General features: G+C 74.2%; 13 protein-coding genes. 7 read left to right on the top strand and 6 right to left on the bottom strand.

All coding sequences use genetic code 11. From position 1 onward, the window contains the following. Nucleotides 1-15 precede the first annotated feature (15 nt). The 3 genes from FGI33_RS12420 to FGI33_RS12430 all read left to right on the top strand — a co-directional run bounded on the left by FGI33_RS12420 (nucleotide 16) and on the right by FGI33_RS12430 (nucleotide 2,531). Nucleotides 16-645, top strand: a complete 630-nt coding sequence (locus tag FGI33_RS12420; protein WP_119402567.1) for a helix-turn-helix domain-containing protein — start codon at nucleotides 16-18, stop codon at nucleotides 643-645. 69 nt (nucleotides 646-714) lie between these two features. Then, nucleotides 715-1,893, top strand: coding sequence for a hypothetical protein (locus FGI33_RS12425; RefSeq protein WP_237581967.1), 1,179 nt, complete (start codon nucleotides 715-717; stop codon nucleotides 1,891-1,893). Nucleotides 1,894-1,943: 50 nt separating this feature from the next. Next, entirely contained in the window at nucleotides 1,944-2,531 is a 588-nt protein-coding gene (locus FGI33_RS12430) for a GNAT family N-acetyltransferase (protein WP_119435674.1), read from the top strand. 13 nt (nucleotides 2,532-2,544) lie between these two features. On the opposite strand, the gene FGI33_RS12435 is transcribed toward FGI33_RS12430, so the two are convergent. From FGI33_RS12435 to FGI33_RS12445, 3 genes are read right to left on the bottom strand one after another with little or no spacing between them, the layout of a single operon-like run. Further along, nucleotides 2,545-3,129 carry a YdeI/OmpD-associated family protein gene (locus FGI33_RS12435; protein WP_119435673.1) on the bottom strand — a complete coding sequence of 195 codons (585 nt, stop codon included), beginning with the start codon at nucleotides 3,127-3,129 and terminating at the stop codon, nucleotides 2,545-2,547. 40 nt (nucleotides 3,130-3,169) lie between these two features. Further along, entirely contained in the window at nucleotides 3,170-3,469 is a 300-nt protein-coding gene (locus FGI33_RS12440) for a rhodanese-like domain-containing protein (RefSeq protein ID WP_043674394.1), read from the bottom strand. 46 nt (nucleotides 3,470-3,515) lie between these two features. Next, nucleotides 3,516-4,643, bottom strand: a complete 1,128-nt coding sequence (locus tag FGI33_RS12445; protein WP_119434383.1) for a zinc-binding alcohol dehydrogenase family protein — start codon at nucleotides 4,641-4,643, stop codon at nucleotides 3,516-3,518. 95 nt (nucleotides 4,644-4,738) lie between these two features. On the opposite strand from FGI33_RS12445, the gene FGI33_RS12450 reads away from it, so the two are divergent. Together FGI33_RS12450 and FGI33_RS12455 are read left to right on the top strand one after the other, a co-directional pair. Beyond that, complete coding sequence (locus tag FGI33_RS12450; RefSeq protein ID WP_119434381.1) at nucleotides 4,739-5,314, top strand: TetR family transcriptional regulator; 576 nt, start codon at nucleotides 4,739-4,741, stop codon at nucleotides 5,312-5,314. After that, complete coding sequence (locus FGI33_RS12455; protein WP_119434382.1) at nucleotides 5,314-5,541, top strand: DUF2283 domain-containing protein; 228 nt, start codon at nucleotides 5,314-5,316, stop codon at nucleotides 5,539-5,541. Before FGI33_RS12450 ends, FGI33_RS12455 begins: the two co-directional genes overlap by 1 nt. Here the strand turns inward: FGI33_RS12455 and FGI33_RS12460 are convergent. Next, nucleotides 5,538-5,882 carry a DUF2200 domain-containing protein gene (locus FGI33_RS12460; RefSeq protein WP_119434380.1) on the bottom strand — a complete coding sequence of 115 codons (345 nt, stop codon included), beginning with the start codon at nucleotides 5,880-5,882 and terminating at the stop codon, nucleotides 5,538-5,540. The two genes, FGI33_RS12455 and FGI33_RS12460, sit on opposite strands and share 4 nt — an antisense overlap. Nucleotides 5,883-6,008: 126 nt before the next feature. Here FGI33_RS12460 and FGI33_RS12465 point away from each other — a divergent pair, with 126 nt between their 5' ends. Then, nucleotides 6,009-7,058, top strand: a complete 1,050-nt coding sequence (locus FGI33_RS12465) for an LLM class flavin-dependent oxidoreductase (protein ID WP_119434379.1) — start codon at nucleotides 6,009-6,011, stop codon at nucleotides 7,056-7,058. Between the two features lie 15 nt (nucleotides 7,059-7,073). Here FGI33_RS12465 and arfB read toward each other — a convergent pair whose 3' ends face one another. Further along, nucleotides 7,074-7,496: an alternative ribosome rescue aminoacyl-tRNA hydrolase ArfB gene (gene arfB, locus FGI33_RS12470; RefSeq protein ID WP_119434378.1), complete on the bottom strand. Its 423-nt coding sequence runs from the start codon at nucleotides 7,494-7,496 to the stop codon at nucleotides 7,074-7,076. 55 nt (nucleotides 7,497-7,551) lie between these two features. After that, nucleotides 7,552-8,409: a phosphatase PAP2 family protein gene (locus FGI33_RS12475; RefSeq protein WP_119434377.1), complete on the bottom strand. Its 858-nt coding sequence runs from the start codon at nucleotides 8,407-8,409 to the stop codon at nucleotides 7,552-7,554. A gap of 161 nt (nucleotides 8,410-8,570) precedes the next feature. Here FGI33_RS12475 and FGI33_RS12480 point away from each other — a divergent pair, with 161 nt between their 5' ends. Further along, nucleotides 8,571-9,182, top strand: a complete 612-nt coding sequence (locus FGI33_RS12480) for a flavodoxin family protein (protein WP_086506752.1) — start codon at nucleotides 8,571-8,573, stop codon at nucleotides 9,180-9,182. Nucleotides 9,183-9,215: the final 33 nt, after the last annotated feature.

Consider the following 9,215-nt stretch of genomic DNA (forward strand, 5'->3'; position numbering starts at 1 on the left):
TGGGACGATGGGCGCATGAGCGAGACGACGCGCAGCAGGGCCCGCGGATCCGCCGAGCCGCACGCCGCGCCCGCGCCGGCCCCGCGCGAGTCCCTCGACGACGTGGTGCAGGGCGTGGGCGAGCGGATCAAGACGCTGCGGCTGCGGAACGAGCTCACGCTGCAGGACCTCGCCGAGCGCACCGGGCTCAGCCTCTCCATGCTCAGCACCGTCGAGCGCGGCAAGACCACGGCGTCCATCGGCACGCTGCACGCGATCGCGCACGGGCTGGGCGTGGAGATCACGACGCTCTTCGCGAAGACCGGACACGACGACTCGCCGATCATCCCGCTCGAGTCGCAGATCCGGGACGTGACGCCGGGCGGCGCGCGACGACGCTCGGCCGTCTACCGCTCCGACCTCGACATCGAGATCTACGTGGACGAGTACGACCCGGGCACGAGCCACGCCCGCCGGCCGTCGCAGCACCCGGGGCACGAGTTCGGCATCGTGATCGACGGCGACCTCGAGATCCAGCTCGACGGCGAGATCTACGCGGCGAGCGAGGGCGACGCCGCGCAGTTCCCCGCGAAGCACGCGCACCTGATCCGCAACACGTCGGACCGACCGGCGCGGACGGTGTGGATCAACCTCCGCCGCCTCTGAACCGCCGCGCGCATGCCGCCGCGACTTCACCTAGGGTGAACATCCTGCACCCCGAGTGAAGGAGGCGTCGTGAGCCGGACGCGCATGATCTCGTCCCTGGCGCTCGTCGTCACCTGCTTCCTCGCGGGGATGGCGCTGTCGACGGCGCCGACCCCGCTCTACCCGGCGTACGAGGCGCGCTTCGGCATCGGGCCGTCGGGCGTGACGCTGCTCTTCGCGGGATTCGCGGTCGGCGCCATCGCGTCCCTGCTCGCGTCGCTCCGTGTGCTGCGCGGCGTGGACCTCCGCGTGGTCGTGGCGCTCGCGGCCGGCATCGAGGCCGTCGCCGCCGCGGCGCTCGCGCTGCTGCCCTCGTTCGGCGGGTTCGCCGTGAGCCGCGTGCTGACCGGCGTCGGCGTGGGCGTCCTCGCCTCCACGATCGTCGTCGTCATCAGCCGCATCGCGACCGCCGGCCCGCCGTCCCGCGCGGGGACGGCCGCCGTGCGCGTCGCCCCCGCCCTCAGCATGACGGGCCTCGCGCTCGGGCCGCTCGTCGCCGGCGCGGCGGCGCCCGACGGCCCCGCGGGCCGCGCCGCCCTCTACCTCGCCTTCGCCGCCGTGCTCGCCGCGGGGGCCGTCGCGGCACCCCTCGTGATCCCGCGGCTGCCGGCGGGCGGCAGTAGTCGGCCCGCCGGATCCGCGCCGGCGGCGACCCGCGACGCCCTCGCCCGCCCCCGCGGATGGGCCCTCGTCGGCGCGTTCCTCGCCTTCTCCGTCACGGGGCTCTTCGGGGCGCTCGCCCCGACGCTCCTCGGCGCCCTCGGCGGCGACGTGAGCATGCGGATCAGCGCGGCCGTCGTCGCGTCGGTGTTCCTCGCGGGCGCCCTCGCGCCGCAGGTCGTCCCCGCGGGCGCCGTCGGGATCCGCGGTGGCGCCGTGATCCTCGTCGGCGGCGTCGCGCTGGTCGCGGTGGCCACGGCTGCCGGCGTCCTGGGGCTGTTCGTCGCGGGCGGGCTGGTCAGCGGTGCCGGGGCGGGGATCGTGTTCTCCGCGTCCCTGCGCGCCGCGCTCGCGGATGCCGCGCCCGCCGCCCGCCCTCGCGCGTCGACCTTCGTGTTCGCCGCCGCCTACGCCGGGCTGGCCGTGCCGGTCGTCGGGATCGGCATGCTCCTCGGCGCGCTTCCCGCGGCCGCGGCCGCGGCGCTCTTCGCGGTCGCGATGGGGGCGGGTGCCCTCGTGCTCTGGCGCACGGCGCCGCGCGCGGCCTGACCGCGGTCCCGTCCGGCGCGTCCCGCTCCCGGCCCTGGCACGATGGCCGCATGGCATGGACGGACGCGGGCGACCCGCAGCGGTACGGCGCGGGCATCCTCCAGGGCGAGCGGATCCGGCTGCGCGCGCTCGAGGACGCCGACCTCCCCGACCTCGTCCGCTGGTGGCGCGAGCCCGAGTGGGCGATCCTGCAGCAGCTGTCGGTGCGACCTCGACCCGAGGGCGACATCGCCGAGCAGTTCCGGAAGTGGAGCGCCAACGCGGGCGCGGGCGGCGACGTCGGCTTCTCGGTGACCGACCGGATCTCCGGCCGCCTCGTCGGCCACGTCACCCTCTACGGCGCCCTGCTCCTGACGCGCTCCGCGACGCTCACCGTGATGATCGGATCCGAGCACACCGGCTCCGGCTACGGCACCGACGCCGTGCGCACGCTCGTCGAGTACGGCTTCCGCGAGCTGGGGCTAAACCGGATCCAGCTGCACGTGTTCGCGTTCAACGCCCGGGCCCGCGCGACCTACCGGAAGGTCGGCTTCGTCGAGGAGGGCGTGCTCCGCGAGGCGGTCTTCCACGACGGCGCGTTCCACGACGAGGTCGTCATGTCGGTGCTGGCGCGCGAATGGCTCGCCGCCCGCTCCTGATCCGCGGCCCCGCTCACCGCGGGTGCGGCGCCTCCCCGCGCTCGAGCATCGCCACGAGCTTCGCGAGCCGGTTCGCGCGGACGGTCGCGTTCGGCGCCGTCGACACCCGGTGGATCACGGCGTAGCGGTTGACCTTGGACAGCGGCGCGAAGGTGTCCGCGGCGGCGGGCGACGCGGCGAGCGCGGCCAGCAGGTCCTCCGGCTCGGACGCCGATGCCTGGCCCGCGTAGGCGCGCTCCCACCGGCCGTCGGCCTGCGCGCGCTCCACCTCGCGGATCCCGGCCGGACGCATCCGGCCCTCCGCCGTGAGCGACGCCACCAGCCCGATGTTGCGCTCCGACCACAGCGACGCCTTCCGCCGCGGGGTGAACCGGCGACGGAAGATCCGCTCGTCGATGCTCGCGGTCTGCCCGTCGATCCAGCCGCTGCACAGCGCCTCGTCGAGCGCCTCGGCGTAGGTGAGCGAGGTCGGATCCGTGGTGCCCTTCTTCGCGAGCACCAGCCACACGCCGTCGGACGACTCCTCGTGCGCGTCGAGCCAGGCGCGCCACGCGTCGCGGTCGGGGACGGTCAGGAGCTCGTGCGCGGCGGCGGGCATGCCCCGATGCTACGGAGCGCCGCCGACGACGCGGCCCCGGTCAGGCGCGGTCGACGGGGTGGCCGGCGGAGATCCAGGCGCTCGTGCCGCCCTCGACGTCGACCGCGTCGACGCCCCGGGCCGCGAGCGCCTCGGTCGCCCGCGCGCTGCGCCCGCCGGACTGGCAGATCACGTGCACGGGCGCGTCGGTCGGCACCTCGTCGACGCGTGCGTCGAGCTGCGACATGGGCAGGTTGACGGCGCCGGGCGCGTGGCCCGCGGCGTACTCGTCGGGCTCGCGCACGTCGATGAGGACGGGCGAGTCCAGGGCGGCGAGCTGGTCGACGGTGATGCGGCTCATGCGGGTGCTCCTCGGGTCTCGGTGCTCCCCACGCTAGCCGCGCGGGTCACGCCCGGTCGTCCAGCGCGACCACGAGCTTCCGCGCCGAGACGCCCGCGCGCAGGCGGTCCATCGCCGGCTGGATCGCGTCGAGCCCGGCGCCGACGACCTCGGCCGCGGGCGCCGCGACGTAGCGGCCCTCGGCGAGCGCGGCCGGCAGGAAGCGCTCCCAGAGCATCGCGCCGACGCCGTCGTGCATGAGGGCGCTGCCCCAGATGAAGCTCGCGCGGATCCCGCGGACGCGCGCGCGGATCATCAGGGCCGGGGTCGCGGTGCCCATGCGGATCCCGAGGCGCACGAGCGGCAGCCCGATCCGACCACCGCGCGGCAGCGTCTCGAAGGAGACGGGCGGGCTCGCCATGCTGACGCGGGTCGCGCCCGTGGCGGCGGCGATGCGCACGGCCGGGTCGCCGGATCCGGTGCCGATGGCCAGCACGCCCGCGACGCGGCGGTCCGCCAGGTGGTGCGTGATGTCCCGCACCGCGGTCGGGCTCCGGTAGTCGAAGGCGCGGCTCGCGCCGAGGCCGGTCACGAGCTCGTGGTTGCGCGGCGACGCGGTCGTGACCACGTCGTACCCGGCGGCGACCGCGAGCTGGATCGCGTTCATGCCGACGCTCGTGGATCCACCCCAGACCACGACGGTCTCGCCCGTCGCCGGGGTGGTCGCGTCGGGCGTGCGCAGCCCGAGCTGGCCCGCGCCGAACAGGCCGGACGCGGCCGTGGAGATCCCGAGCGGGAGCACGGCGGCCTCCTCGAAGCGCAGGGCGTCCGGGATCGGCGACGCGAGGTCGACGCGCACGATCGCGCGCGACTGGAATCCGCCCTCCGGCGCGTGTCGCCGCCCCTTCTCCATGCCGACCGCGTACGCGACGACCCGGTCGCCGACGGCGAAGCGCGTGACGCCGGGGCCGATCTCCTCGACGACGCCCGCGACGTCCTCGCCGAGCACCGCCGGGTGCGGCAGCCAGCGGTACATGAGGTCGCCCATGTGCTGCTTCATGGTGTCGAGCGGGTTGATCGCGACGGCGCGGACGCGGATCGCGACCTCGCCCTCCCGGGGAGCGGTCCGCGGCGCGGGTCCGACGGTGAGGTCAGCGGCGGACGAGGCGAGCCAGGCGGCGGATTCGGTGGGCATGCGGTTCTCCGATCTGCGGATCGCGCTGCCCGATGACATCGCGTGTCATCACCATACACATCGATGACACGGAATGTCATCACTAGGATCGACGCATGAGCAGATGGCAGCCGGACACGCGCGAGCGCCTGGCCGCCGCCGCCCTCGAGCTGTTCCGCGAGCGGGGCTTCGCGGAGACGACCGTCCCCGAGATCACCGCCCGCGCCGGCCTCACGACCCGCACCTTCTTCCGTCACTTCGCCGACAAGCGCGAGGTGCTCTTCGCCGAGGAGGACGAGCTGCCCGCGCTCGTGACGCGCATCATCCGCGAGGCGCCCGCCGACCGCGCCCCGCTCCAGGTCGTCGAGGACGGCTTCCCCGAGGTCGTCGCGTCGCAGTTCGCGGAGGGGCGCGACACCCTGCTCGCCCGCAAGCGGATCATCGGCGACGACCCCGGCTTGCAGGAGCGCGAGATGCGCAAGGTCCAGGCGATGCAGGAGGCCGTTCGCGCGGGCTTCGTGGAGCGCGGGTCGGATCCGCTCACCGCCGTGCTCGTCGCCCACGCCACCGCGACCGTATTCGGCGTCTCCATCGGCCGCTGGCTCTCCGACGGCGGCGCCGAGACGGACCTCGCCGAGGTGCTGCGCGAGACGCTCGACGCGTTCCGTGCGCTGATGGGGGCGGGCGCGTGATGCGCGTGACCTACGACCCGGCCGCGGACGCCGCGTACGTCGAGCTGGCCGGGCCGGTCGGCGACGGCGAGGCGGCCACGACGATCCACTCGATCGCGACGCCCGGCGCCCGCGGCGAGGTCGCGCTCGACTTCGACGCCGACGGTCGCCTCATCGGCATCGAGGTGCTGCACGCGAGCGCGGTGCTGCCCGCGGCGGCGCTGGCGGGTGCCGTGCGGATCGGCTAGCTGCCGCGCAGCACCTTCGCCATCGCGCGACCGCGGGCGACCTCGTCGACGAGCTTGTCGAGGATCCGGATCTGCTTCATGAGCGGGTCCTCGATCTCCTCGATGCGGACGCCGCAGATCACGCCGCGGACCTCGTCCGCCAGCGGGGTGATGCGGGCGGCGGCGAAGAAGTCCTCGAACGTGGTCTCGGCGTCCAGGTGGCGCTGGAGCTCCGCGGCGTCGAAGCCGGTGAGCCAGGTGATCACCTGGTCGACCTCCGCCCGCGTGTGGCCCTTCCGCTCGACCTTCTTCACGTAGAGCGCGTGGACCGTGGCGAACGGCGTCGTGAAGATGCGGTGCATGTCCGGAGCGTAGGCCGGGGAGGCCGCGCGGTCGAGGCCGGGAATAGGCGGGCGCCCCGCCGCGGTTCGACTCCATGCAGACGCATCCACCCGGATGCCGCCGCCGTCGAGCACGAGGAGCGCCCCATGGCCACTAAGATCGGCTTCCTGTCGTTCAACCACTGGCAGGACGTGCGCGGATCCCGCGTCCGCACCGCCCAGGACTCGCTCCTGCAGTCGATCGACCTCGCGGTCGCGGCCGAGGAGATCGGCATCGACGGCGCGTACTTCCGCGTGCACCACTTCGCGCCGCAGCAGGCGTCGCCGTTCCCGCTGCTGGCCGCCATCGCGAGCCGCACCAGCCGGATCGAGATCGGCACCGGCGTCGTCGACATGCGCTACGAGAACCCCCTCTACATGGCGGAGGAGGCGGCCATGACCGACCTCATCTCCAACCGCCGGGTGCAGCTCGGCATCAGCCGCGGATCGCCCGAGCAGGTCGAGGCCGGCTACGAGTCCTTCGGCTACGTGCCCCAGGACGGCGAGACCGACGCCGACATGGCCCGCCGCCACACCGGCCTCTTCCTCCGCGCGCTCGAGGGCGAGGAGCTCGCGACCGCGGCCCCGCAGCGCGGCATCATCGCGGGCGGCGTCGCGATCACCCCGCAGTCGCCGGGCCTCCGCGAGCGCATCTGGTGGGGCGCCGGCACGCGCGCGACCGGCCAGTGGGCGGCCGAGCAGGGCATGAACCTCATGTCGTCGACGCTCCTCTCCGAGGACACCGGCGTGCCGCTCGACGTGCTCCAGGCCGAGCAGATCCAGCTGTTCCGCGACGGCTGGGCCGCCGCCGGGCACGCGTGGGAGCCGCGCGTGAGCGTCAGCCGCAGCATCATCCCCATCGTCGACGACGAATCGGAGATGTACTTCGGCGTCCGCTCGCAGATCGAGGGCCAGGACCAGGTCGGCCAGGTCGGCGGCGAGAAGTGGCGCTTCGGCCGCTCCTACATCGGCACCCCGGAGCGCCTCATCGACGAGCTCGGCAAGGACCAGGCGATCGCCGCGGCCGACACCCTCCTCGTCACGATCCCCAACCAGCTCGGCGTGGACTTCAACCTCCGGTCGCTCGCCGCGATCAAGCAGATCGGCGAGGCGCTGGGGTGGGACCGGACGGACGCGTCCGTCGGGGCATCCGCCTGATCCGCTGATCCGCCGTCAGTCGCCGGTCGGGCGCTTGCGCTGCTGCTTCGTCGCCGAGCGCTGCGTCTTGGCCGCGAGACGACGGCGCTGCGAGCCCTTCGTGGGACGCGTGGCTCGTCGCGGGGCGGCGTCGGGTGCGAGCGCCTCGGCCACGATCTCGCGGAGAGCGTCGAGCGCGGCCACCCGGTTCCTCAGCTGCGACCGCTGCTCGGACACCGTCACCGTGACCGCGCCGCCGACCAGGCGCCGGCCGAGCCGCTCGAGGATCCGCGCCCGCTGCTGATCCGTCAGCACCAGCGACTCCACCGGGCTCCACGTGAGCTGCACCCGGCTGTCCGACGTGTTGACGTGCTGCCCGCCGGGCCCGGACGACCGCGAGAACCGCCACCGCAGCTCGGCCGCGGGGATGGTCAGCGCGGGGCCGACCTCGAGATCCATGCGGCAAGGGTCGCACGGAGCGGGACGTGCTCGTGCGAGCTGTCGCCCCCGAAGGTCAGCGCTCCGCCCCCGCCTCCACCGCCCCCGGCCGCCGCGCCGTCAGGTACAGCCGATGCGCCGTGATCACCAGCGCCAGCCACGCGCCGCTGAGGAAGAAGGCCGCGAGCACGTCCGTGAACCAGTGGTGGCCGAGGTACACGCGGGAGATGCCGATGGTGACGGCGAAGACCACGGCGACCGCGATCGAGAGCACGCGCGTCACGCGGCGGTGCTGGCGGAGGAGGAGCAGGTAGGCGAGAATCCCGGCGATCGCGACCGCGTTGAGCGTGTGACCGCTCGGGAACGACGGCGACGTCTCGTACGGCGGCACCGCGTCGGCGAGGTCGGGGCGGGCGCGGCCGATGATCTCCTTGCCCGCGATGGTGAGCAGGAGCGATCCGCCGCCGGCCGCGACGACCAGGATGACGGGCGTCCACGAGCGCCGCCGGATGGCCAGGAACAGCATCGTCACGACCGCGATGACCGGCATGACCACGACGCCCGCGACGTCCGTGTACGCGGTCGCGGCGTCGTTCAGCCACGGCGTGCGGATGCCGATCATGAAGGCGAGCATCGGCTTGTCGAGGCCGGCGACCCCGTCGGCGTCGGTCACGTTGTCGTAGACCTGCGCGGCGATCGCGGACAGCCCCACGGCGAGCGCGAGGCCCACCAGCAGCGTGATCACGAGGGCGGCGTACGGGCCGAGCGCCCGCATGATCCGCTCCACGACGCGGGCGAGGACCCGGCCGACCGGCGTCACCCAGCGCGTGAGGTCGCGGTCGCCGAGGAAGCGGTCGCGGCGGAGCTCGCCCTCGACGCCCTGGTCGGCGGGGTCGAGCGGGGCGAGGGGCCTGTGCCCGGGGGTGTCGCTCATCGGGGATCCTCCACGTCCGGCGGGGAGTCCCGCCCGTCGAACCTACCGACGGCGAGCCGGGAGATGACCGCCGCCTCCGAGCCGTGGCCGATCCGCGCAGCTCCTCGACAGCCATCGCCCCGACCGGCCTACGTTCCAGGGGATCCACCGAAGGGAACACCATGACCACCGCCATCGTCCTCAACTGCACCCTCAAGCCCTCCCCCGCTCCCTCGAGCACCAGCAAGCTCGCCGGCGAGGTGCTCGCCGAGCTGGCCACGCACGGCGTGACCGGCCGCGAGATCCGCCTCGTCGACCACGACATCAAGCCCGGCGTGGAGAAGGACATGGGCGACGGCGACGCCTGGCCCACCGTCCGCGAGGCCGTGCTCGCCGCCGACATCCTGATCCTCGCCACGCCCACCTGGATGGGCCACATGTCGTCCGTCGCCTCCCGCGTGCTCGAGCGCCTCGACGCCGAGCTGTCCGAGACCCGCGAGGACGGCAACCCGATCCTGTTCGGCAAGGTCGCGCTCGCGGTCGTCGTCGGCAACGAGGACGGCGCCCACAAGATCACGGCCGACTTCCTCCAGGGCCTCAACGACGTCGGCTTCTCCGTCCCCGCGCAGGGCGGCGTGTACTGGAACGGCGAGGCGATGAACAGCGTCGACTACAACGACCTCGACGAGGTGCCCGAGCGCGTCGCGTCCGTCACCGCGACGGCCGCCCGCAACGCGGCGCACCTCGCCGCGTTCCTCTCGCAGCACGACTACCCGGCGGCGCCCGCCGAGTGATCCTCGCGTCCCCCTGCTCCGCACCGGGGCAGG

Origin of the sequence: Clavibacter phaseoli (assembly GCF_021922925.1) — a bacterium.
GTDB classification, from domain to species: Bacteria; Actinomycetota; Actinomycetes; order Actinomycetales; family Microbacteriaceae; genus Clavibacter; species Clavibacter phaseoli.

Bases quoted from the DNA above. Each gene is read 5' to 3' on its own strand.
- FGI33_RS12475 (WP_119434377.1), bottom strand. From the start codon at position 8,409: ATGAGCGACACCCCCGGGCACAGGCCCCTCGCCCCGCTCGACCCCGCC.
- FGI33_RS12435 (WP_119435673.1), bottom strand. From the start codon at position 3,129: ATGCCCGCCGCCGCGCACGAGCTCCTGACCGTCCCCGACCGCGACGCG.
- FGI33_RS12455 (WP_119434382.1), top strand. From the start codon at position 5,314: ATGCGCGTGACCTACGACCCGGCCGCGGACGCCGCGTACGTCGAGCTG.
- FGI33_RS12450 (WP_119434381.1), top strand. From the start codon at position 4,739: ATGAGCAGATGGCAGCCGGACACGCGCGAGCGCCTGGCCGCCGCCGCC.
- FGI33_RS12465 (WP_119434379.1), top strand. From the start codon at position 6,009: ATGGCCACTAAGATCGGCTTCCTGTCGTTCAACCACTGGCAGGACGTG.
- FGI33_RS12440 (WP_043674394.1), bottom strand. From the start codon at position 3,469: ATGAGCCGCATCACCGTCGACCAGCTCGCCGCCCTGGACTCGCCCGTC.
- FGI33_RS12480 (WP_086506752.1), top strand. From the start codon at position 8,571: ATGACCACCGCCATCGTCCTCAACTGCACCCTCAAGCCCTCCCCCGCT.
- FGI33_RS12420 (WP_119402567.1), top strand. From the start codon at position 16: ATGAGCGAGACGACGCGCAGCAGGGCCCGCGGATCCGCCGAGCCGCAC.
- FGI33_RS12460 (WP_119434380.1), bottom strand. From the start codon at position 5,882: ATGCACCGCATCTTCACGACGCCGTTCGCCACGGTCCACGCGCTCTAC.
- arfB (WP_119434378.1), bottom strand. From the start codon at position 7,496: ATGGATCTCGAGGTCGGCCCCGCGCTGACCATCCCCGCGGCCGAGCTG.
- FGI33_RS12445 (WP_119434383.1), bottom strand. From the start codon at position 4,643: ATGCCCACCGAATCCGCCGCCTGGCTCGCCTCGTCCGCCGCTGACCTC.
- FGI33_RS12430 (WP_119435674.1), top strand. From the start codon at position 1,944: ATGGCATGGACGGACGCGGGCGACCCGCAGCGGTACGGCGCGGGCATC.